15 protein-coding genes and 1 tRNA gene are annotated in these 25,585 nt (G+C 43.6%); 6 read left to right on the top strand and 10 right to left on the bottom strand.

Annotated features, from left to right (window positions below; translation table 11 throughout):
- Window positions 1-14: 14 nt before the first annotated feature.
- The 3 genes from infB (at window position 15) to gpmA (ending at window position 4,780) form a co-directional block, all read left to right on the top strand.
- Entirely contained in the window at window positions 15-2,798 is a 2,784-nt protein-coding gene (infB, locus tag DD657_RS02670; protein ID WP_287048376.1) for a translation initiation factor IF-2, read from the top strand.
- A gap of 146 nt (window positions 2,799-2,944) precedes the next feature.
- Entirely contained in the window at window positions 2,945-3,997 is a 1,053-nt protein-coding gene (locus DD657_RS02675; RefSeq protein WP_287048378.1) for a class I fructose-bisphosphate aldolase, read from the top strand.
- A gap of 36 nt (window positions 3,998-4,033) precedes the next feature.
- Window positions 4,034-4,780 carry a 2,3-diphosphoglycerate-dependent phosphoglycerate mutase gene (gene gpmA / locus DD657_RS02680; protein ID WP_021987430.1) on the top strand — a complete coding sequence of 249 codons (747 nt, stop codon included), beginning with the start codon at window positions 4,034-4,036 and terminating at the stop codon, window positions 4,778-4,780.
- A gap of 173 nt (window positions 4,781-4,953) precedes the next feature.
- Here the strand turns inward: gpmA and DD657_RS02685 are convergent, their stop codons facing one another.
- A complete protein-coding gene (locus DD657_RS02685; RefSeq protein WP_287048379.1) occupies window positions 4,954-6,270 on the bottom strand; it encodes an acyloxyacyl hydrolase in 1,317 nt (438 codons plus the stop codon).
- Window positions 6,271-6,487: 217 nt separating this feature from the next.
- On the opposite strand from DD657_RS02685, the gene DD657_RS02690 reads away from it, so the two are divergent.
- On the top strand, window positions 6,488-7,510 hold the full coding sequence (locus DD657_RS02690) for a M48 family metallopeptidase (protein WP_287048380.1): 1,023 nt from the start codon (window positions 6,488-6,490) through the stop codon (window positions 7,508-7,510).
- A gap of 128 nt (window positions 7,511-7,638) precedes the next feature.
- Here the strand turns inward: DD657_RS02690 and DD657_RS02695 are convergent.
- From DD657_RS02695 to tamL (DD657_RS02730), 8 genes are all read right to left on the bottom strand, one after another.
- Window positions 7,639-7,726: transfer RNA gene (locus tag DD657_RS02695), tRNA-Ser, on the bottom strand.
- A gap of 65 nt (window positions 7,727-7,791) precedes the next feature.
- Window positions 7,792-10,098 (bottom strand): translocation and assembly module lipoprotein TamL, encoded by a 2,307-nt coding sequence (gene tamL / locus DD657_RS02700; protein WP_021987427.1) that lies wholly within the window; start codon window positions 10,096-10,098, stop codon window positions 7,792-7,794.
- The gene (locus DD657_RS02705) at window positions 10,095-14,759 is read right to left on the bottom strand and encodes a translocation/assembly module TamB domain-containing protein (RefSeq protein ID WP_287048381.1); all 4,665 of its coding nucleotides are present in this window, start codon (window positions 14,757-14,759) and stop codon (window positions 10,095-10,097) included. Before DD657_RS02705 ends, tamL (DD657_RS02700) begins: the two co-directional genes overlap by 4 nt.
- A gap of 139 nt (window positions 14,760-14,898) precedes the next feature.
- Complete coding sequence (locus tag DD657_RS02710; RefSeq protein WP_287048382.1) at window positions 14,899-16,350, bottom strand: RagB/SusD family nutrient uptake outer membrane protein; 1,452 nt, start codon at window positions 16,348-16,350, stop codon at window positions 14,899-14,901.
- A 50-nt stretch (window positions 16,351-16,400) separates the two neighbouring features.
- Window positions 16,401-19,502, bottom strand: coding sequence for a SusC/RagA family TonB-linked outer membrane protein (locus tag DD657_RS02715; protein ID WP_287048383.1), 3,102 nt, complete (start codon window positions 19,500-19,502; stop codon window positions 16,401-16,403).
- A 156-nt stretch (window positions 19,503-19,658) separates the two neighbouring features.
- Window positions 19,659-20,312 (bottom strand): response regulator transcription factor, encoded by a 654-nt coding sequence (locus DD657_RS02720; RefSeq protein ID WP_021987423.1) that lies wholly within the window; start codon window positions 20,310-20,312, stop codon window positions 19,659-19,661.
- Window positions 20,313-20,427: 115 nt separating this feature from the next.
- Entirely contained in the window at window positions 20,428-21,369 is a 942-nt protein-coding gene (locus DD657_RS02725; RefSeq protein ID WP_021987422.1) for a sensor histidine kinase, read from the bottom strand.
- Window positions 21,370-21,468: 99 nt separating this feature from the next.
- A complete protein-coding gene (gene tamL / locus DD657_RS02730) occupies window positions 21,469-23,787 on the bottom strand; it encodes a translocation and assembly module lipoprotein TamL (RefSeq protein ID WP_021987421.1) in 2,319 nt (772 codons plus the stop codon).
- A 99-nt stretch (window positions 23,788-23,886) separates the two neighbouring features.
- On the opposite strand from tamL (DD657_RS02730), the gene DD657_RS02735 reads away from it, so the two are divergent.
- Both DD657_RS02735 and DD657_RS02740 read left to right on the top strand, forming a co-directional pair.
- Window positions 23,887-24,648: a TrmH family RNA methyltransferase gene (locus tag DD657_RS02735; RefSeq protein ID WP_287048384.1), complete on the top strand. Its 762-nt coding sequence runs from the start codon at window positions 23,887-23,889 to the stop codon at window positions 24,646-24,648.
- A gap of 44 nt (window positions 24,649-24,692) precedes the next feature.
- Entirely contained in the window at window positions 24,693-25,274 is a 582-nt protein-coding gene (locus tag DD657_RS02740) for a porin family protein (protein ID WP_021987419.1), read from the top strand.
- A 98-nt stretch (window positions 25,275-25,372) separates the two neighbouring features.
- On the opposite strand, the gene DD657_RS02745 is transcribed toward DD657_RS02740, so the two are convergent.
- A complete protein-coding gene (locus DD657_RS02745) occupies window positions 25,373-25,540 on the bottom strand; it encodes a hypothetical protein (RefSeq protein ID WP_287048385.1) in 168 nt (55 codons plus the stop codon).
- Window positions 25,541-25,585: the final 45 nt, after the last annotated feature.

The raw sequence follows: 25,585 nt of genomic DNA on the forward strand, positions 1-25,585 counted from the left end.
ATTAAAATCTCTATATGCCAGTAAGATTAAGTAAAATAGCCAGAGAATTTAACGTAGGAGTCGCTACAATTGTAGAATTCCTGCATGAAAAAGGGATCAAGATATCTTCTGATCCCAACACCAAACTCTCTGACGAAAATTATGCCCTGGTGGCTAAAGAATTTTCTTCAGACAGCGAAGTGAAAAAGGAATCCACAATGGTTGACCTGAAAAATACCCGTAAGAAAAAAGAAACCGTTTCCATTGACGACATGGGTATTATCACGGAAAAGAACGATGATGAGGAAGAGTTCATTTCTGTAAAAGACGAAGTAAAACTGGAAAACAAAATCAAAGTAGTCGATCACATTGATTTAAACACACCGGCCAAAGTGCAGAAAGAACCGGAAGCAGAACCCGTTCTGCAGCAACCGGAGCCGGAACCGAAAGAAACAGAAAAGCCTGTTGCCGAAGAAAAAACGACACAGGAAGTTCCTGCTGTTAAACCGGAGGAAGAAAAAGAGAATACAGAAACCGATAACAACGAGACACCGTTTAAAATTACGCAACCGACAGTCAAAGACGTCAAAGTCGTAGGCAGCATTGATCTCGATTCCATTAATCAACGTACCCGTCCTCCGAAAAAAAGCAAACAGGAGAAAGAAAGGGATCGTAAAGAATTGAAAAAAGTAAACCGGGTCGCTGTGCCGATCAGGACAGAAACCCAAAATACCAATACGAATACCAATTCCGAAGAAAACTCGGAAGATGACGGAGACATCCGGAAAAAACGGAAAAGGATTCATCGTTCGGATGAAAAAGTAGCTGTTAATCCTTCAAACGATAAAAACAGCAAAATCGAAGAGAATAAAAAGAAACTCAAAAAACTGAAGAAAAAGAAACAGGACAAAACCGAAATTTCGGAAGAAGATGTCGACAAGCAAATTAAAGACACCTTCGCACGTCTCGGAAATAAAGGTAAATCTGCTGCTTCCAAACACCGCCGTGACAAACGGGATGCCGTGCAACAAAAATTGCAGGCAGAAATGGAACAGGAAGAAAAAGATAAAAGCGTTCTGAAACTGACGGAATTCGTTACCGTTGCTGAATTGGCAACCATGATGAGCACACCGGTAACGGATATTATATCGGCTTGCATGAGTTTAGGCTTATTTGTTTCCATCAACCAACGTCTGGATGCAGAAACCATTAACCTGGTAGCCGATGAATTCGGTTTCTCCGTTGAATTCGTCAGTATCGATATTCAGGAAGCAATTGAAGAAGAGGAAGATTCCGCTGAAAACATGCTCCCGCGTCCGCCGATCGTAACCGTTATGGGACACGTCGATCATGGTAAAACATCATTGCTCGACTACATCCGCAAAACCAATGTGATTGCAGGCGAAGCCGGAGGTATTACCCAGCATATCGGTGCCTACAACGTAAAATTGTCTGACGGTCGTGCTGTAACTTTCCTGGATACTCCGGGACACGAGGCATTTACCGCTATGCGTGCCCGCGGTGCACAGGTAACGGATATCGCCATCATCATTATTGCAGCCGATGACAATGTCATGCCGCAAACCATTGAAGCCATAAACCATGCAAGTGCAGCGGGAGTGCCCATCGTATTTGCGATCAACAAAATTGATAAACCCGGAGCTAATCCGGACAAAATCCGTGAAGAACTGGCCAATATGAATTACCTCGTCGAAGAATGGGGAGGTAAATACCAATGTCAGGAAATTGCAGCCAAAAAAGGTCTGCATATCGAGGAACTGCTGGAAAAAGTATTGCTGGAAGCCGAATTGCTCGACTTAAAAGCCAATCCGCACAAAAAGGCCGTCGGTTCTATCATCGAATCTTCTTTGGACAAAGGACGGGGATATATTGCTACCGTATTGGTACAATCCGGTACTCTAAAAGTAGGTGATGTTGTTCTTGCCGGTCAATATTTCGGCCACGTAAAGGCCATGTTCAACGAAAGAGGTATAAAGCTGGAAAAAGCTGGTCCGTCAGAACCGACATTGATCCTTGGATTAAACGGCGCACCCCAGGCAGGAGACAAATTCAACGTAATGGCCAACGAAAAAGAGGCTCGTCTCCTGGCAAACAAACGCGAGCAATTACAACGCGAACAAGGCTTGCGTACGCAAAAACATATTACATTGGATGAAATCGGCCGACGGATTGCCATCGGTAACTTCCAGGAATTGAATATCATCGTAAAAGCCGACGTGGATGGATCGATAGAAGCCCTTTCCGACTCCCTGATCAAGCTGTCTACGGATGAAATTCAGGTAAATGTAATCCACAAAGCTGTCGGGCAAATTTCCGAAGGAGACGTCATGCTGGCAGCGGCTTCCAATGCCATCATCGTCGGATTCCAGGTACGTCCTTCCATGAGTGCACGGAAGTTAGCGGAAAAAGAACAAATCGATATCCGCCTATATTCTATTATTTACACCGCCATTGAAGAAATCAAAGCTGCTATGGAGGGTATGTTATCCCCGGAAATCAAAGAAGAAGTCGTAGCGACAGTCGAAGTACTGGAAACATTCAAAATTTCAAAAGTCGGTACAATTGCCGGGTGTATCGTACGTGACGGAAAAATCGCCCGTTCTTCCAAGATTCGCATCATTCGCGACGGTATCGTAATTTATACAGGCGAACTCGGTTCTTTAAAACGTTTCAAAGACGACGTGAAAGAAGTTTCCAAAGGCTTTGAATGCGGTCTGAACATTACGAACTACAACGACTTACGTATCGGAGATATGATCGAAGCTTTTGAAGAAGTAGAAATTAAAAAGACCTTATAATCCCATTGAAGGTCATTTCCACAGAAACCTGTAAAGCTTCGGTCAATACCGGACTTTACAGGTTTTCTTTTTCCTGCGCGGCAAAAACTTTTGCTTTTGTATATTCGTAAAACTCTTAATACAACAATGTGTAAAAATTAAATCCTATGAATAACATAGCAAAAATTTTAGACGACAAACAGGAATACTACCTCGGTCACACCTGTAAAACCATAGACAAACAACTCATACATGCTCCCTCTCCCGACTTTGTAAGTGAAGTATGGAGCAATTCCGACCGGAATATTCCCGTACTGAAAAGCTTACAAACACTCTTTAGTCACGGCCGTTTAGCTGATACAGGCTATCTTTCCATTCTTCCGGTCGATCAGGGAATAGAGCACACGGCCGGAGCCTCATTCGCTCCCAATCCCCTTTACTTTGACCCGGAAAACATCATCCGTCTGGCAATAGAAGGCGGTTGTAATGCCGTAGTCTCCACATTTGGGGTACTCGGTTCTGTCGCCCGGAAATACGCACATAAAATTCCGTTTATCGTAAAAATCAACCACAATGAATTGTTGAGCTATCCCAACAGCTACGACCAGATCTTATTCGGTACTATCGATGAAGCCTGGAACATGGGAGCTGTTGCTGTCGGAGCGACCGTTTATTTCGGTTCGGTTGAAAGCCGGCGACAAATCATCGAAATAGCCCGGGCATTCGAATACGCCCATAAAAAAGGAATGGCTACCATTCTGTGGTGTTACTTGCGTAACCCTGCCTTTAAAACGGAACAAACCGACTTCCATACGGCTGCCGATCTTACCGGACAGGCCAATCACCTGGGTGTTACAATCGAAGCCGATATCATCAAGCAAAAATTACCCGAAACAAACGGTGGGTTTACCACCTTGCACTTTGCCAAATCGGATCCCCGTATGTACTCGGCATTGAGCAGTGAGCACCCGATCGACAGATGCCGTTATCAGGTGGCCAATTGCTACATGGGACGTGCCGGCCTGATCAACTCCGGAGGGGAATCACACGGAGATACGGATTTACAGGAAGCCATTATAACCGCCGTTATCAATAAACGAGCAGGAGGTATGGGCCTGATCAGCGGCCGCAAAGCCTTTCAAAAACCGTTGGCAGACGGAGTACGCCTGCTCAATGCTATTCAGGATGTATACCTGGACAAAAGCATTACGCTGGCATAATACAAATCCATACATATTTAATTTTAATCGATAAACATGAAAAAAATAGTATTACTTCGCCACGGCGAAAGTACCTGGAATAAAGAAAACCGTTTTACCGGATGGACGGATGTTGATCTAACGGAAAAAGGAATCGAAGAAGCGGTAAAAGCCGGAAATCTATTGAAAGAAAAAGGTTTTCAGTTTGAAAAAGCCTACACTTCCTTTCTGAAACGGGCAGTAAAAACCCTGAATGTCGTACTCGACCGGATGGACCTCGATTGGATTCCCGTAGAAAAAACCTGGCGGTTAAACGAAAAGCATTACGGTAACCTGCAAGGCTTGAACAAAAGCGAAACAGCCGCTAAATACGGAGAAGAACAAGTATTGATCTGGCGCCGTAGTTACGACATCGCTCCGCCGGCACTCCGGGAAAACGATCCGCGTAATCCGCGTCTGGACATCCGCTATATGGGAATTCAAAGCGATCATCTCCCGTTGACGGAATCCCTGAAAGACACGGTCGAACGTATACTTCCTTACTGGAAAGAAGTAATCGTTCCGACATTACAACATTTCGACCAGCTCCTGGTTGTAGCTCACGGCAACAGCCTGAGAGGAATTATAAAATACCTCAAAAATATTCCGGACAATGAGATTGTAAAACTAAACCTCCCGACAGCCGTTCCCTATGTATTTGAATTCGACGATACGTTAAAATTACAAAAAGATTACTTCCTCGGCGATCCCGAAGAAATCCGTAAAATGATGGAAGCTGTCGCCAAACAAGGCCAGAAAAAATAATTTATGATTTATGATTTTTGATTTACGATTCTTATCAACCGGTAAATTCCGCAAATCTCACAAACGAACTTTCAAATCAGCCATAAACGGGTTCAGGAAATAATCTGCAACCGTAAATCAAAAATCATAAATCATCTTTCCTTCCTCCCGCCACTGCTGATTCAAAGTTAAATTCAGCGTTGAATAACTTTCGGATATTTATTGTTAAAGCGGTAGCCCACTCCCAGCATCAGAAAATTAGGCGTACTGAAATCGTGAATACTATAACCGACATGAACAAATGAACTTCGGGTAACGGCAATTTTCAATGCCAAAATCTGATAAAAAGCCTTCAAATCCCCTTTTCCGTGTAAGACATTACCGCCGACACCGATTCCGATCGTAAAATAAGGCATCACATATTCCGCCCGGCCCGAAATACCCAATGCCAGTTGTTGATGGAGCGGAGGCTTATAAAACTCCTGTGTCGTACCGACAATATAATCCTCTGTAAAAACATTGGCACTTCCATCGTATACCCCATCCAACGACAATCCGATACGGAACTTATATCCGATATTATACATCGGATTAAAATTGAAGCCGAACACCGTATAGGCCTCCGGTGAAGCCACCTGCTTATCACCGAAAATAACCCCTTTCCGGCGCCACGAACCGAACAACACCAAATCGTAACTGATATGACGGGGAAACTTCGGTACAAAAGGCTTAAACAAAGACTTACCCAGTAAATCCTCTTTTCTGTTCATATTATATACCAAACCTATTTTCAAATCGACGGTATTCAAACCCGCATTCGGAATACGCGTATTACCGTTGGAAAAATGACTCAACGTCACACCGGTCATCAAATCCAAATGCCGGAAAAGACGCCAGTTTAAATAAAAATTAGTATTGATATAGGCATTTGTACTCGACCCGATCACCTTATTATAATTGTTTTTTCCGTAATCGTACGGTTTCCATCCCACTGAAAATCCGAAATTCCACTCATAATTAAGTGACAAATAAGAAGTAAAACGGGTGATACGTGCCCCCTGAAGCAAATAAAATGCAACCGGATTTCCTATTTCCTTCCGGTCCCCGAACGTATAGTAAGCCAATCCGGCCCCCTGGTATGCCCCTCCGTAAATCCGGTCGGCACAGGTATTGGGACGAAATTGAAACGAATAATTCAGATGAGAGGAAAAGGTATGTTTGATCGGTTTCCGATACATATTCTCTCCCCGCAGAAAAGAATTTGTCGTAAAAATATACCCCGGACGGGCTTCTACACTCAATCGATGAATAAAGCGACGCGAAAACGGCAGAGAAGCCGTATCGGAAGCAAAGTAATCAACCGCTTCTTTTTTTTCAGGCAACGATACGGTCGCCCCTCCCGCCCCTCCGGGAATAAGTATCCCTTCTTCTGCACAGGCTATACCGGACAAATAAAAAAGCATCACACCCAAAAGGGATATCACGTTCCACATCTGCATCTTACTTTTCATATAACTTCCCAAGCCTTATTTTACAATAGATATGCAGGAGCATTTTTTTCCAATAAGGTGCAAATATAATGATAATAAAATTGATAATACCTTACAAACAGTTAAGAAAAAAGGAGGTAAACCGCACAGATACTTAAATTTCACCCTCCACTTCTTCCTCTATAAACTCATCCCGGATCCGGGTATTTCTTGCTCACCTCCCTTAACTGCTTGAATTATGGAAAAAGGGAAAGCCTGTAAAAATACCGTAAAAATCCATTCGCTAAATCCGAGTTGCAGGTTAAAATATTTCATACTACATTGCATCCGCGAAATCAATGAACAACTTATTGGGAGCTTCAAATTTATTACATCTGAAACAGTAAACATCCTTTATTCCTCAATTATGTGGGTTACAATATTATTAGCTTCGATCGGAATATCTCTATCAGGACTTATTATTTCTGTTACATTTTACGGCGAAAATATAAAAGAATGCTGGAAAGAAACACTCATCTCATCCCTTTTAATTATTCCTGTTTTTATGTGTGTCATTTCACTATCGGTAATCGTACCGTTCGGACTGTCAGCATTGGGCATTGCTAATGAATATATACTCCTCGTGTTAATTATCAGTATGCCAATTATGACAACACCCATATTCTTATACAAGTACATTGTCATCCCGTTATATTATCTCTTATTCCGGAAAAAAGAAATGAATCCTGAATACACCAAACTTTTGACCGATAATGACTGTCATGGAAAAGTTTTTGTCATTAAAAACTCCAATATTGCATGTACTATGGGGATAACAAAGAAAAGTCAAATAATAATGATTGGTTCTAATCTTATAGAAAATCTGTCTAAAGATGAATATACAGGTATTTTACTCCACGAAATTGGACATATCAAATACAAGCATTTACGTAAACTCATACTTATCGACATTGTCGGCGTATATATTACCATGCTCACCGGTTTTCTTGCATCCTACAGCAGCAACAAGAATCCCTATGTCATCGTCGCTGCAATCGGATTAGCCGGAGGGTTAATACCATTTCTCAGAATAATAATGAAGCAATATGAGAAAAAAGCAGATAGTTACGCAGCTCAAATTATTGGTGCTGATACATATATATCGGCTCTTACAAAATTAAACGGACTCTTTGCGGGCAGAATGGATAAATACGATATTGAACATCCCAGATTAAAAGATAGAATTGAAAATATAAAAAAATGTTGCAAAAACCGACATTAACATATTCACAATGGCATTTTTCAGGTGATTCCAAACCTCTGTATGCAACACCTCCCGGCAATCCTTCCATTCGAATCCCGGTACATTAAAAAAAGAGCTAATCGATCCGATTAACTCTTTAACTTCAGCGGAGAGAAGGGGATTCGAACCCCTGATACCCTTTTGAGGTATACCCGCTTTCCAGGCGAGCCAGTTCAGCCACTCCTGCATCTCTCCAATACAGCGGGGCAAAGATAGAAAAAAAAGTAAATAATATAACAAGAACCCGAATTATTTTCAATCTAAAAAGGATAACCGATGGCCAGATTCAATACTAATCCGTCTCTGAAATCATAATTCCTGATATTAAAATATCCGGGTTTCCCCGTATTATAAGGAGCATGCAAGGCCACGCCCAAATCTGCCCGGATAACGATATAAGTAATATCGTAACGTAACCCGAAGCCGGTCCCCAAGGCAATTTCCCGCCACAAATCTTTCAAGCGGAATTCCCCGCCGGGACGTTCCTTTTCTTTCCGCAACAACCAAACATTTCCGGCATCGACAAATACAGCTCCATTCAACCGGCCGGCAATTTTAAAACGATAACCGATATTTCCTTCCAGCTTAATATCTCCGGTCTGATCCAGGTAAGCCGTCACCGACCGTTTTTCCGGATGATAGCTTCCCGGTCCGATCGATCGGATCTGAAAAGCCCGGATACTGTTGGCTCCTCCGATATAAAACTGCTCGCTGTAAGGCATCACTCTCGAATTTCCGTATGCATAGCCGATTCCTCCCATAAGCCGCATAGCCACCTGACTGTTTTCGGATACCTGACGATATTTGATAATCTCACTCGTCAATTTCAAAAATTGTGAATAGCGATTTCCCAATATCTCACGCCCTTCTCCCCTTTTCCCGGCCAGATACTGAATACCGGAAATAATATTCCCGGCCTGTGTAATGGAAGTTTGCCAGAAAAGCCGGTTGGGATTCCGGTAGGTCGCCGCCCGGTCAAAAGTATAGGTATACGACATCGACGGTATAAACTGATCTTTAAAACTCAGGGCTATCGCCGGATTTTTGTTCAGGGTAGAATCAAACTCATGTGACGTTCGCAACAAATGAGTATAATTCAATTTGAAAGGCACCACCGAATGATAATTCCGCCGGGAAGAATTAAAATCATAAGTAGCGCTTCCCCAAAACGAAATCATTCGGAAATAGCTATGCCGGTTCAGAAAATCCGTTCCGATCTGAAAATGAGTCCTCTCCTGACGATCCTTTCCCGATTTCAGAAAGCCGGGTACCAGCAAGCGGGGAACCGACAAATTCAGATTGACGCCCAACTCATAAGAGTTAATCAACCCGGAACGGCCTTTCGTCGTCTTTTCCCCTCCGACTTGCCATTCATAGGCTCCGGTCAATTTTAAAGAAAAAGTTTCCGCCCGTTTAAACATATTCTTATTATTCAAACTCAAGATCAATCCCGGCCCCAATAAATTATTCGATTTTGAGGCGATATCGACTTCCACTTCCGTTTCTATCGGCAAGGCATAATCCGCCGATATCTTATAATCCAGCTTACGTCCGTATGAAGTATCGACCGGATTGATCGTCAAATTGACGAATTTAAATACCCCCAGTTGCACGATTCCGCTTTGGGTCCGGTTTTGACGGCGGGCCGTATACAATTGTCCGGGACGCACTTTCACGGCCTGAGACAAGATTTTCGGTTTTAATGTCTGGGGAGGCGAATAATCCATTTGCAGACGATCGTATTCCAAGGTATCCCGCCGGTCCGAATCGTCGTTCCCGAATAATGAAACGTCCACATTCCGTATTGTATAGGGATGAAAAGCCACTTCCGGGATACCCTGCTTTAATCCGATACGCAAATCGACTTCCCCGTGCCGCCGGGTGGTATCCGCCAAAAATTCGATATACTGGGGCTGAAAATAATAATATCCCCGATTGCGTAATATATCCGATATGCGTTGTCGTTCCTGCTCCAGTACATTTACATCATACTGTTCGCCGGCCTTGAGCAAACTAAACCGCATCGACTGCCTGACCAAAGAATCCATCTGTCCTTTCCATCCCCATAAATCGACGGAACTATAACGGAAAGGATCGGGTAACTTCACCCAATAACTGATTTTGGCCTTTTTCGGATTACGTTTACGGGGAATAATCTCATAACGGCTTTCCAGACCGAAAAAACCGAAATCTTTCATATTGTTTTCCACCATCTTCAACCTCAATTCAGGTTGTACATCCGATATCAGTACCGGTTCTTTCGCCAACTTACGATAAAGCCACCATTTGAGCCCTTTTTCTTTCTTTATATGCCAGTTATACACCCACAAACCAATCGGGAACGGACTTCTGACATAAGGTGCAAACAAAGGATTGTTAGGCGGATAAGACATCGGTGACGTCAATGCGGATTTCTCCGGCCCTTTCAGCTTCAACTTCGGCGGAGTTTCAATTTTCATTTTCTTTACACCGGTATACAGCACCTCCCCGTCTGTCAGTTTTTTCGTTGTAGAACAAGAAAAAAACAACAGACAGAAAAAGGACAATAGGATACAGTTTCTCATCATTTCCTGGTTTCCCGTTTTGACTTTCGTATAAACAAATCCTTTACTTTCCGGAAACTCTTTCGCAACACAATACCGACACCCGTTTGGGTCACCTCTCCTTCCAGAACACTTTCATAATTGGTATGACGAAATACCTTTAAAAACCAATTCCGGTTCTTGGTAAACATATATTCAATAGCGATATCATCAACCAAATTATCTTCCATACTGCTTCCCGGATCATTATCCGCAGATATACGTCCTCCGATCTTTACATTCACCTTATCATTGAACAATTGCTTCGAAAACTGATAAGAATAATCGGTACGTTTCGTTTCCTGTCCTCCGGCCCCGATCTGATTATAAGTATCGATACCGAACGTCAACCCGGCATTCTTCAAATATTTACGACTCCACTGATTCAATTCTTTCTCCACAAAATTATTCAGCGTATTGTTGGCAGTACTTCCCGTATTGACAGTACCGGGTCCTGAATACGTCCCATATATCAGCAGATTCATAGCCTGTTTCGTCCTTTCTTCCGGAGAGAAAGCCGCCAATTGCACCTGAATAGCCTGATCATTGGGAGCCGCCAGATCAAAAGTAATCTGCGGTTGCTGCAAATTTCCCTGAATCAGAATCATAGCATCGAAATTCACCAGGCGGGAAGATTGATTATCCTCCGTTACACTGACCCTTACCGATTCGCTGGCCGTAATGTGAAATGCCGGATTATCGACAGGCCCGGTCCACTCGACATAACTGCCGCTCTGTATGGTAAACAGTTTATTCCCCACCACCGGTATGGCATAACGTACAGTACCTCCTGCCAACGTATACTTACCGCTTAAATTATTTCCTTCCTCGGGAGTAATCGAAAAAATCAAATTACCCCCTCCCTGAATAGCAATCTGGTTATCCCCCCCTTCCGACAAATCCACATTCACATTCACGGCATCTCCGATCTCGATAAACACTTTCATATTGAAACTTCCGGTATTCACCCGATTGGTCAACAAATCCTTTTCCAGCAACGTTGTATCCCGGAAAGAAACAAAACGCACCAAATCCACACTCCGGTCCTTTAATTCAGGGGAAGAATTACGTAACACATAATTGATTGCCGTATTATTCAGCAATTTGACATTCCCGGTCAACTTCAGGTGGTCGAAAGGTCCCTGGATAGAAGCCGACAAATCGGTATATGCCTTTCCATACACCATCGACTCCGGATTGGCCTTCACGTTCACAATCTGGAAATCCCTGGCAGCAAGAGTCAAATCCATCCCCATCCTCGTCAAGGGCATCACTGTAACCGAACCGTCCACTGTCAGTGCATGCCGGTTCGGTGCCCAAAAACCGAACTTCTCGAAAAGAATCTTTCCGCTTTTTACCGGAATATAAGTCGTATCCAATACAAATCCGGTCCCCAGCATCGTTATATCTGCTTTGGCATCCCGGAAAGCAATTCCTCCGTTGACCGACATATTATCCATCGTTCCCCGGAGGTCTATTTTCCCTTGTAACTCTCCCGTCAACCGTAACAAATCCGACGGTAAAAAAGCATTGACGACGGATAACGGTAAAGAAGGCAGATCTACATCCACGGTAATCTCCCTGTTCCGGTCAGAAGTCGAGAAATCACCTTTGGCCACAGCCCTCGGTTTATCATCCAGATAAAGGGTAAAATCGACGGAATGATCCGTAAACCGGTTAGCCACACTATAACTGACATCCAGATTAACATCCCCGATCCGCTGTTGTTGGTAATAAAAATTCAGAATATTAAAATCCCCTTCGGCTATCGTATGTCCATCCACCGTATAAAACAACAAATCCGTTCCTAGAATACCTTGTATATCCGGCACAAAAGGAATCATATTCGAAACCGAAGCCAGATCAATGCCATTGATTTCGACCTGAAGACGTCTTTTCTCATCTCCGTGGTCTTCCAAAGACTGCAAACTGATCAACTTCTCCTGATAAGCCATACGCAAGTCCGCAGTCATCACCCCTCCTTTATAAAAATTCAATTCATTACCGGCGTTGACCATCCATTTCGTATATCCCAGAACCGGATCATGCGGAAAAAAGTTAACCGAAAAAGAACTATCCCGGAAAGTAAACGCCGCTCCGAAATCCACACCGACCTGCCCCTCCTTATTCTTTTGCAAGGCAGCAAGCTTAAAACGGTTATCCCGAACAGAGCCGTAGAGCACGACATCATACAAATCTTTTACAATCCCTTGTGGATTGAGAACTTTAACACGATAATCCATGCCATTCTCCTGCTGATGCAAAGAGATACATACGGAATCGAATTTCACCTTATCCAAAACAGGCCCGACAATCATGGCCTCCATATTTACTCCTTCGCCTTTTTGTGAAGCAGATTTCAACGACACCTCTTTAAAACGAATGCCCCGGGCCTGCAAATAACGTCCCATGACATTATCGACACTTCCTTCTATTGTCAGTGTATAATAAGGTAACAACGCCTGTATGCTATCCATTGCCAAACGCCGCTGCCGCACCTGTCGCTGAATCTCGCCGACGGCATTTCCCAACATCGCCGAAATCTCCGTCACAGCCGTATCGCTCCTGAATGCCAGCCGGAAATCACCGGAAACCAAATCCGCTTCCGTTTCTGCCGGTTCACTGTCCAGGCGCAAAGTTAAACCGCCTAAATCATAAGAATTACGGGCATCCTCAACCTTCACCTGACGGATATCTGTATTCAACAATATTTCTCCCTGCCTCCCCAGACTTGCTTTAATATCGAAATTCATCCCGACAGAAAATTCTTCAGCCACCCAATGCAGTTCCTGCAAAGCGACTTTTTCTACCTTCCCGTTTGCATCCACAGCATACCTTTTCCCGATAGAATCGGCTTTAAAGGCTATCTCCGACAACAATGCCGGATCACCGCTCTTCAACAGCCCGTTTATACGGGACCCCTGCACATCGGTTGCCAATAAAATATCCCGGTAACGATGTCCTTTATAAACCAATTCCCGTAAATCGAGAGTCAAACGGGCATTAGCCTTTCCGAACCGATACCCGTGCCCCGTCAACTTAATATCCGTCGTTAATATTCCGAGAGAATCCGCAGGCAAAAAACGTCCGATATCAAAACGGTCCGATACCAAACGTACATCATACCCTTCATTCTTCACGTCATAACTGCCGTCTACAGTAACACAGCCGGCTTCCCGGCAAAGTTCCAGACGGGGATGTAACACCCCTGCCCCGGCACGAGCCGCCAAAGACAACCGCATCTGATCCGGTATGCGGAATCGCTTATTCTTTTCATTCAAAAAAGAAACATCCTGAATATTTCCCTCCAGATTCAAAACTCCGGCAAGATTATTCAAATCACGGAATGAAGCCACCTCCCCCGTACCCGACAAATCGAAATTACCGGGCATCACGGCCATAAACTTCCGGATACCGATACGATCCTCCCGATAAGAAATATCCATATCGAACTTTACACTTTTTCTCTCCATCCCCAACGGCATCTGCGCCCAAAACAAACGGACATCCTCCATCCCCACCGAAGCTTCCAGAACAACCCGCAAAGGCTCGGTCTTGCCTATCTCCGCCAACGGAGCATCGGACAAAGCGTTCAAACGTATGCTAGTGTATGGGGTCCGGATGCTGACATTTCCCAGCTCGGTCCGTTCCTCACCCATATCGACACTCGCCTGCATCTTTTCAATCCGTCCACCTTGGGCCCTCACAACCTGCAAACGACTCAAATCAGCCTTTACAACAGCTCCCCGATTATATACGCTATCGATCCGAAGTCCGATATCCGTCAAAGTAAGCTCAAACTTTTTATTTTCAGTTCCCGACATTGAAAAAGCCGAATTTTCCAATTCCAGATGGCCGGCTTCTACGGTCCATAAGCCGGCAGTATCCGGAGATACCGCCCCCTGTACCGGACTTACACTCTGCGTATCCATTGGAATCAAATCGCAAACACCTCCCGACAAATTCACAGAATCGACATTCACCTGCCGGTGCACCATATCGACAACACCTCCGGCAATTATTCCTTTTCCAACTCCGGCATACAAACGCGCCAAAGCCTCCGAGGTCATTGTATAATATACCCGATCGATCTCCAATTGCCGGATAACAAATGTCCAGTCGAATGAAGAAGCATTTTTTATAGTATCCCGATCTTCCCTGCTCACGCCGGTCGCAAGAAACACATCTCCTCCGGAACACAACAGACGGCTGATATCCACACGTTTCTCCCGCAAGCTAACCACATCCGCCTGCAACCCGACCCGATCGGTACGTACTTTCAAAACCATACCGGTAGTGTCGTTTCTCAAATTCAACACCACATCTTCCAGTTGTAAATCATCTACGGCAATCTGTCCCCACATTAAACGGCCTATCCCCGCATTCAAACGTAAACGTCCCAGATAAGCCAACGTATCGGTATTCGTTTTTCCCGCATATACCCTTTTCAAAGATAAATCTACCGGAAATTTCAAAGATAACTCTCCGATCCCGACCGTCATATCCCAGCGCGAGGCTGCATATTCCACCACCCTGTTCTTTATATAACGCTGTACGGCAGGTATATAAAGCAAGCTAACCAGCAGTAGAATCAACGCCACAAGAACCCCCAGCGTCCGAAAAAGATATTTAAAAAACTTCCTCATACTTCAGCCCGATACATACAGTTTAAAGATAAAAAGTCAAACATCAAAAATAAAGAAATAATATGGGAAAAAGAGGATGTGTCAAAAGTAAACTTTTGACACATCCCCTTCATGAGTGACCAGTCACAGCTCTTCTGTATTAAGAAGGCATGTTATTTTCCCAATCGGGGTTCTGAACGACTCCGAAACCGGCGTTTACTTCGGAAGCGGGTATCGGATATACAAAGGCTGCCACATTAAAATCCTTATAGCTGCCATTGGATACACTGATCAGCATTCCGGTACGCCGTGCATCATACCAGCGGAAACCTTCTTCGAAAAACTCCCGTCTCCGCTCCTGGGCGATGAAATCCAGCAAATCAGCAGTTCCCGAAGGTAAGTCCGTAACCGCAGTGATAGCCGGATTTCGCTTGGCCGTATACAGCAAAGCTTTTTGTGCTTCACCCGTATTGTTCAGATGGGCATAAGCTTCCGCCTCAATCAGCTTCATCTCTGAAATCCGGAACACCGGTATATTATTGACAGCTTGAGAAGTCGGTATACCGTCGAATTTTTTCGGATGCCGCGTTTTTACATCGATCAGCTTCAGCCGGACATCATCTGCACCGAAAATTTTGACAACCGTATCGGTAAGAGCACCCCTGTAGCTGCCATACAGCGTATTCAACGAATTAGCCGACAAATTATCGTTCTCCGATTTGGCAATTGTAAAAATATCTTCGTCACTGATGGCCGTCGACGACCACATCTTCAAATAAGCCTCATTGGAAATCTCCGTAGCATTCCGTAAAATAACGGCTGAATCGGCTGCAACGATCGCCCGGTTATAATTTTCCATATACAACGACACCCGGGCCTCCAAAGCATAAATAGCTGCACGGTTCATATAATACTGATCCGGCAAAATAACATCGTCCTCATTATTCAGATTGTAATTGTCAACATAAGTATACCATTTGGCAGATTCTGCTATGTCTGCCAATATATTGGCATAAGTTGCATCCACAGTCGCCCGTTCTACCTTTGTAAAAGAAGGAATGGGTTCTTCTCCCGGCAATACGATCCCCAATTGAGAATTGGCTTCCCCCGCTTTATAAGGCAAAGCAAATACGTTGACCAACACATGCTGAGACAAAGCTCTCAATGCATAGCACTGAGAGATGTACGAATGCAAACTGGCCACATCCTTATCCGATAAATGCAAAGCCCCGGCCTTTTCCAACACGGCTTTAGCTCCCGCAATCGTACGGGTAGCCCGGTCGAGTACCTGATAGCCTCCCAGCCAGATTTCGTCCAGATTCCCGTCGGTATCCGAAAAATTATACCGGTTGATAGACAGGAAATGACCTGTTGAAGCACTGGCAACAGCATTGTCTGCAGCCATATCTCCCAAAGCTACGACATTTCTTCCGTAAAAATAATAATAGCCGAAAGCATAGTACATACCGTTCATGCCGTTCTGTACATCCTGCACCGTTTTGTATGCATCGTCCGTAGGTACATTCTGGAAATTGTCCAAATCCAGAAAATCATTACAGGAACATAACAGCAATACGGGCAGCCCGATTAAATATTTCAATTTATTTTTCATATACTGATTTTTTAATTATAAGCCGTCGGACGGCAATTGTATTTTATCTTTTAAAAACCGATGGTTACACCGAACATGATATTCCGCGGTGTCGGATAATTCCACCATTGTATACCGTTAGCGCCGATACCTGCAGGATCGAATCCCCGGAAATTCTTGGCACAGAAAGTATACAGATTGTCAGCCGTCATAAAAACACGGGCCGATCCCAAATGAGCCATATCCGTAATACGTTTCGGCAATGTATACCCCAAAGACATCGTCCGGATCTTCAAATAACGCCCGTTCATCAAAAAGCGGGTAGAAGCGTTGTTAGCCGCAGAGCCGTCTCCGAATACAAAGCGCGGCACGTCCGTACGGTCTCCCGGTTTCTGCCAGCGATGGTCATATACATACCGGGTGGTATTATCAAATCCGGAACCTCCGATCTGTTCGTCATACGTCAGATTATCTCCGTAAATCTTACCGCCTAATGAATAATTCAACTGAAATGAAAAATCAAACCCTTTATAACTCATACGACTGATAACACTCCCCTGAAATTTAGGACTGGCAGCTCCGACATAACGTTTGCCGGCTTCGTTGTAATTCTTCGTAATTTCGCTTCCTGTCGTTCCTTTATACCATTGTGCTTCTCCGGTTTGCGGATCCACACCGGCATATTTCTTCATCTTAAACGTATAAATATCACGTCCTTTCTCGACAATTGTAATCGCACCCTCTATAGGTTCGTCCGTACTCAACTTGACAATCTTATTCTTATTGTGAGAAGCGACCAAACTCAAATCCCAATTAAAACCGTTCAAGCGCAAAACCTTGGCATTAATCGTAAACTCAATACCCTGATTTTCCAGTTTACCGATATTTTTAGGTATCGTCTCCAATCCGGTAGTCCGGGATACGGGCACCAGAAATACCATATCCTTGGTCCGGTGGTAATAATAATCGAATTCCAAAGTAATACGGTCCAGGAAAGAAACATCCAGTCCGACATTGAATTTATTCGTCTGCTCCCATTTCAACTTGGGATTCCCCTGCTGCTCGTGTGCACTTCCCGGCAAACCGTTGTAATTATAGCCGAATCCGAACAAATTCCGGGAAGCATACCAACCGTGGGCAAATGCCGAATCCCCGACATCCTGATTACCGGAAGTACCGTAACTGGCCCGTAAAGTCAGGTTGTTCATCCAGGATTTTACCGATGCCATATAATCTTCTTCCGTCAAACGGTATTTGACTCCGACAGACCAGAATCCGGCCCATCTGTGATCCTTTCCGAAACGGGAAGAACCGTCGGCCCGGGCACTGGCAGAGAAATAATATTTATTCATATAATCGTATTGGCCGTTAAAAAAGAAGGAAGCCAACGCAAAATCATTTTTACTGGTCGAGGCAGAACTGGGCACAGCAGCATTCGCCACCTGGTTCATATTGAACAACGGATAATTGGAAGCTGCCAGGTAAGAAAGATTTTCCTTCGTTTTCTGTACTTCCTGACCAACCATCAGATTGAGATTGTGCACGTCGTTTATCGACTTGATATAACTCAATGTATTGGTGATACTGAGCAATGTACGGGTTGTCGTACCCTGTTCGCCCAACCCTCTCATATCCGCACCCTGCGGCTGCAAAAACGACCAATACCCGAATTCTTTCAAATCATAAAAATCAATACCGATACGGGAGTTAAAAATCAAATCCGGCCGGAAATTTACCGTCAGATAAGGAGTAATTGTCGCACGGTACTGTTTCCCCTCACTCTTATCTCCGTATTTGCTTCGTTGAGCCACAGGATTATATCCGTTAAGGGTATTGAAATTCCAATCTCCGTTCTCATCTTTCACCGGTATCAAAGGAGATTGCATATAAGCCTGGGTAATCGGGTCGGAAAAATAACCGCCCCCAGCACCCATATTGGTTTTCGTATAAGAAAGATTCAAAGCAAATCCGTAACTGATCAGTTTACTGGGAGACTGGGAAAAATTAAAACGTCCGGAATAACGCTCCAGGTCCTTACCGATCACCAATGCTTTATTATTAAAATAGTTGAAAGACGTATAGAACTTAGGAGCCGTTTCCGTATTGCCCCCTCCCTGTAAATCGAGATTGTATTCCTGAACGAATCCGACGCGGGTCACCTCGTCAAACCAATTGGTATTCGTCTTTCCGTCGGTTTCCAGATAAGCATACATCATATCCTTCATACCTTCCGGAGTATAAGGGAAATAACCGCCGAACACCACGTTATTATAATAAGCGGCATTACCGCCCTCCCCATACAATTCGTAATCGTTCATCAACCCTTCCACCTGTAATTCGGTGTAACGTTTTGCATCCAACGGTTTATAAGCTTTAGGAATGGAAGGTTTCATCTCCATACCCAATTTAACCGTCAGGTTCACCTGCAACTTTCCGGCCCGGCCCTTCTTTGTCGTAATGACGATTACCCCGTTAGCAGCCCGGGCTCCATAAATAGAAGTTGCCGTAGCGTCTTTCAATACGGTCATCGATTCGATATCCGAAGGACTTAATGTAGAAAGCGGAGACAACGATTGCGATTCGGAAGAACGCATCCCCATTGTTTCTGCCGTAACAGGAACACCGTCAATCACATACAAAGGCTGTGTACCGGAATTCAAAGAATTACGTCCCCGGATGAAAATGGTTGCCGGAGCACCGGGTTGTCCGGAAGATACATTCATCTGTAATCCGGGCACGGTTCCCTCCAGCGCTTTGATCGGATTGGCATCCGTCTTATCGGCAATATCCTTGGAACCCACAGTAGAAGCTGCCCCCGTAAATGCTTTTTTACGGGTCACTCCATAACCGGTCACCACAACTTCTTCCAGATTCTGTGCATCACTCTCCAAAGCAACATTAATCACCTGACGATTGCCGACAGTCTCGTTCTGCGTTTTCATGCCGACAAAAGAAAAAATAAGTACATCTGAAGGCGCTGCTTCAATTGTGTAACGACCGTTCACGTCCGTAGCCGTTCCGGTCTGCGTTCCTTTTATCACAACGGAAACGCCGGGCAGCGGAAGCCCGTCACTTATATCCGTCACAATACCGCTGATTGTACGCGTCTGAGCGTAACTCACCTGTAAACCGATAAAAAACAGGAGAGACAATAAACCGATTAGTTTTCTCATAAATGTTAGTTTAGATTAGTTATAAAAACCTGCTATTGCAACTTTTTTTGATTTGTTTAACGAATTCCAACGTTATCGGTTTCAATACCTCTTAATTTTAACAAAATAAAAAAGAGGACCGTAGTCCTCTTTTACATTCGTTGGTAAATTAAAACATCAATTTACTTCGATCATCTTGTTCTTAATGGCATACATGACCAATGCCGCCGTATTGCGGCAACCGGTTTTACTCAATAAATTAGCCCGATGCTTATCTACCGTCCGCTTACTGATAAACAAAGCCTCTGCAATCTCCTGATTGGATTCCCCCTTGCAAACATGGTATAAAATCTCCATCTCCCTATCGGATAATTCATTATCAGGAACATCTGCGGTAGTTTTACTGTTATCCCGCATATTATTCAGAATATTGAACAGCAACTCTTCCGAAAAAAAATTCTCTCCGGCGGCTACCTTCTGAATTCCCTTGATGACATTTTCGATCCCGGTGTTCTTCAGCATAAAGCCCTTGGCTCCGGCATCGATCATCTGATAGTAATATTGCTCGTCCCCATACATCGACAGGACAATGATTTTCAATTCCGGATGCAAATGCAAAGCTTCCCGCGTGGCCTCGATCCCATTCATTTCAGGCATCTCAATATCCATCAGCACCACATCACATTCCGTTAATGGTAAATTTTCAATAAATTCCCGTCCGTTCGAAGCTTCGTAAATATGTTTTACGAAATCCTGTGTCGACAACAGCAGCTTCAACCCTTCCCTGAACAGCTTATGGTCATCTACCAGATAAAGTTTCAATTTCTGCATATACTTTCTATAATAAGTAATCTGTCTAAATTAATTATACGTTTCAAGGTTTCAAGGTTGCAACATTCTATAATTCAAAAAGGCTACGTAAATATTAAATAAGTCCATGAACTCATCACAACTTAATAAATGCCTTCGCCTGCATACCTTTTCCCCGTTCACTCATTATCTCAATTCCCCCGTTACCGGACTTGAGACGATATTGCATATTATCCAACCCCATACCGTATTTTGTGGCCTGACGGCTCACATCAAAACCGATACCGTTATCGGTATATGTCAAATATATAATTTCATCGGTAAGCTTCAATTCGATACGGATTTTATCCGCCTCGGCATGACGCAAAGTATTATTGATCAATTCACAAATCACCCGGTACATAATCACCTCTACATTATAACCGAACCGGCGGTTTCCGATATTGGTTGTAAAACTGATATCGAGAGCTTTTGCCGAACGCAATTTCTTAATAAAAGAATCGACGGCATCCTTCAACCCGAAATTATTCAAAATGTGGGGACTGATATTGGCAGAGATATCCCTCACACTGATAATAGCCTCATCTACGGCTTGTTTCAGATTTTGTTTTATTTTTTCATTCACTTCCGGTTTGGCATCCCCGCTTAATCCCGACAACAACATTTTTACGACACTCAACAAAGGCCCGAGCCCATCGTGCAACTCCTTGGCAAACCGTTGCCGCTCCCGCTCCTCTGTCCGGATGACAGCCGAAAGCACTTTATTTTCCGTTTCCCGGCGAATCTCATCCAGACGTCTCATAAACTGAAAAATCTTCCGGATATAAAACACGCCGATCAACAACACCAAAGAAATCACAAAAGCCAGACACTTCTGCACCACAGCCAACTCCTCTTCCCATTCCGGGTAGATTGTAGGGAAAAGTTCGAATATACGGGACACCACCATCAATATAAATCCCGTTGAAATCAATATCCAGGAAGCATTGAACTTCGTCCGTTTAAACAAGCTGATAGCAATTGCCGCTGCCAGTACCTGAAACAACAACGACATATATACCAGAATAGTAGATAGCATAAATTTGTATTATAGCATTATAAGAATTCCTTGCAGCACCCTCCGACTCTCATTCAAACGGTAAATTTATAATTTTTTACGGACAAACATCCTAACTGCTTAAAACGGATAACCGATCGCAATATTGAAAACCGTATGCTTCATCCATTTGCCGTTATCAAACAATACGAAACGGCTATTTTCAGGTTTCGCCGGATCAGACACTTTTATACCCCAATCGAAGCGCAACAAGAAAAAACTGGCATCCAGACGTAAACCCGTCCCTGTGCCGATAGCCAGTTGCCGGTAAAAATCAGCCCCCAGCGTTGCCCCTTTACGGTCTTCGTATTTAGTTATATTCCACACATTGCCGATATCCACAAACAAAGCCCCCTCCAATAACCAAAAAAGCTTAAACCGGTATTCCACATTCGCTTCCAATTTAAAATCCCCGACACTATTCGGATAATTATCCGTCGCTACATAAGCTCCGGGACCTAAAGTCCGCGCCTGCCAAGCCCTTATCCCGTTCGCACCGCCTCCGTAAAAAGCTTCTTCCACCGGCAACACCTTCATATTCCCGTAAGGATAACCGCAACCGATGAAAAAACGATACACCATGGTATTGGCCCGGTTCAGATAATGGTGAAAACGATATTCGCCATCGGCCTTTACATACTGGGCATATTGTACCCCCAAAGCTTCGTAATATGAATCGCCGCTGCTCTTGATACGCTTCACCCCGAACATATTATCGACAGCCCAAAGCAAATTACCGGAACTTTCCACACTGCTCCTGAAATAATTGTAACTTCCGGGAGTATTCAACTGCTGATCGGTAAAAATAGTCATAAAGTTAGCCGAAAAAATCAAGTGACTCCGGTAAGCACTCTTTATATAATCACTTTTCAAACCAGACAGAAAAGCAGAATCCACCTTCTGCATCATCACATAATTCAGATCGACCAAATCGAAATTATACCGCCACCTCTTATCCGCTTTACGCCACAAATAACCGAATTTCACACTCGCTACCCGACGGTCATAAAAAGGTGTATATTCATAGCTATAAGACAGGGACACCGACGTCTTAGGGGCAAAATTGCGACGGAAATCCTTCATCTTAAAAATCGGTAGCCAAAATTGAGGCGTGATAAACTTCAACTCGGCACCCAATTCCCGGGTACTGAAAATTTTATTTTCATTCAACTGCTCCTTCTTCAAAGCCCCCCATATACTAAAAGTCAGATTTTCTCCCCCTTGAAACAAATTCCGGTGATTATAAGTCAGATTACCTCCGACCCCTATATTACCCGAATTATGCGTTCCCTCCAGAAAAACATTATACGACTGACGCTTCATCGGTATCAACTGTACATCACAAACCAAAGATTTTACTCCCGTCGTATCCACCTTCTCCTTAAAAACAATATTGATAAACTTAAAGAGATTTAAAGCCTGCAAACGCGAATAAGAATCGACAACCTTTTGTACATTATAAAGCTCTCCCTCTTTGAATTGAATCGTTTCCTCAATCAACTTCGGCTTGATTTTCAACTTATCGCGGTAGATGATCCCATATCCCCCATAAGTCGTATCTACATATGAAGAATCCGCACCGGACGCCAGATACAGCGGATCATAATCGAAATTGATATTGATTTCACCTATCCTGAACTTCCGGTAGGCAGAGGAATCCGCAGGATTACCGATCACACTCAACAACAAATGGGCTTTATCAACCTCCTGTCCCTGAATAGTATCCGCATAAAACTGGATGAAATTTTTAGAGAAATTGAAATATCCTTTTTCCCGAAGCATACGCGTAACCCGTTCCCGTTCCGATTCCAACAAATCCATATCCAAGGGTTTACCCGTCTTCAACAAACTATGTACCGAATCGGCCAGGACAATTTGCATCAGCTCCGTCGAATCCTCCAGCTGATTCTGCACATAATCCTGCTTATCCCGGTATCCGAACTCCTCGATTACCGTCTGTTTTCCCGGAGATATCCGGTATTCCACATTTGCTTTCTTATTTTTATAGATAACGGTATCCGATATCGAAGCATGATAATACCCCTTATTATTCAGATACAACTTCAGTTGTGCCAGACTCCGCTGCGTATGAAAATCATTATAAACGACAGGAGCTTCTCCAATCGTACGCAACCACTTGTTAAAGCGTTTCTCTCCGTTACGGCCGCTTAAATTATACATCCCCAAATGAAAGCGCAGCACCCCTAAAATACGGGTATTGGGTTTCTGCCGAATATTTTTCTTTAAATCCGACCGGCTAACGGCTTTATCGTCCGTTTTAACAGTCACTTTATTGAGCAAATATTCATTTTCACCGATATATTTCGTCGGGGAACAAGCATAAAACAACAACAACAACAGACCGACAAATACGATCTTATATCCGGTATACCTCTCCAACTATCAAAAATGTTATTATTTTTGTAAGCGAAATACAACTCATTCGGATTTAGGTTTCAAAATAAAGAAATACCTAAATCTGAAATTCCGATTCACAGTATGCTAAGCAAACATGTAACAAAAATAATCCAAAGTCTTGAAAAAAAGAAATTCAGAGATAAATATAATCTCTTCAAGACAGAAGGTGGAAAATTGGTAAGCGAACTGCTGCAATCCGACCTGAAAATCGATATGCTGTTGGCTTATCCGCAATGGCTTGCATCACATCCGGACATACAAGGGGTACGGGAAATTGTAGAAGTAAACGAACGGGAAATGCATGCCATTTCCAATTTCCAGTCATTACCGGAAGTAATAGCATTAGCCGAAATTCCGGAATACCGGTACACAGAAACCGAGATCCGGCAATCCCTTTCCCTGGTTCTAAACGGCATTCAGGATCCGGGAAATCTGGGTACGATATTACGGGTAGCCGATTGGTTCGGAATCCGGTACGTTTTTTGCGATATGGATTGCGCCGGAGCATTCAGTCCGAAATGTGTTCAAGCCAGCATGGGAGCTGTTTTCCGGGTGAAAACGATCTATACGAACCTGGTCGGTTTGCTGAAAAAATTCAGCTCCCCGGAATTCCATTGCTATGGAACCTTTCTGAACGGAGAAAATATTTATAAAACGGAATTATCAGCCAAAGGCTTTATCATTATGGGCAACGAAGGCAGAGGTATTTGTCCGGAACTCGAATCCTGCATCGACAGTAAACTGACCATCCCGAGTTTTGCTGACAGTACTTATTCGACGGAATCGCTGAATGTAGGAGTCGCTACCGGTATTATTTTATCGGAATTCAAACGGAACAACTAATTTTAAATAACGTAAAAATAATCAAATCAATTAAAACGCTAAATATGAAAAAACTGTTTATTCTTTTGGCCGTTTGCCTGGGTACATTGACCTGTATGGCACAATCTCCGCTGAATTTCGGTATTCACGGAGGTATTTCCAACACCAAAATCAAAGTAAAAGACGTACCTACTGTGTTAAAAAACGGTTCCAATACCGGCTACATGTTCGGTGTGTTTGCCCGTGTCAACCTGGGACCGCTGTATGTAGAGCCCTCTTTAAACTACTCGCATAAAGAGGGAGAAGTGAAAGGAGACGGTTATAGCAGTTCCCTGAAATACAATTCGTTCGACATTCCGTTAATGGTAGGGCTGCATATCTTAGACTTACCGATCGTAAAACTCAGGGCTTATCTGGGACCGGTTGTGTCTTTTACAGGTAAATTAAAATGGGACAAAGGAGACTTCGGCAATGCAATCGACAACGACAAAACCATGTGGAACGGAAAAATCGGTGTCGGTGTCGACGTATGGAAATTGACCTTCGATATCGACTATGAGAAGGGACTCAAAAAATTCCAGAACGACGAAATCAAAATCAAAGCTCCCCGTTCCTTTAATTTTACCCTTGGATTCAAGATCATCTAAAAACGAATCGTAAATTACAGAATCGTAATACATAAAAAGAGTCGCAAACCATTCGGAATTTTGCGACTCTTTATTTTATATTTTCAATGAAAAAACTGCTATAACCCGGAAATAAAGTCTTTCCATTCGCCGGTCACTTCCTGTATACCGGTATTGAAGACCATAAGTTGCATTGTATCTGCCATTTGTGGCATTTCAGGGAGTAGTTCACTACATGCTTGTCTGGCATCGGGTAGTTTCATCAATTCTGAAAAGCCTTTTTGCATCCATTCTCTTTTGGGCAGATCGTTGTCCTGGAAGGTTATCGTGCA

The organism is Culturomica sp. (assembly GCF_003524185.1).
Classification (GTDB): Bacteria; Bacteroidota; Bacteroidia; order Bacteroidales; family Marinifilaceae; genus Culturomica; species Culturomica massiliensis.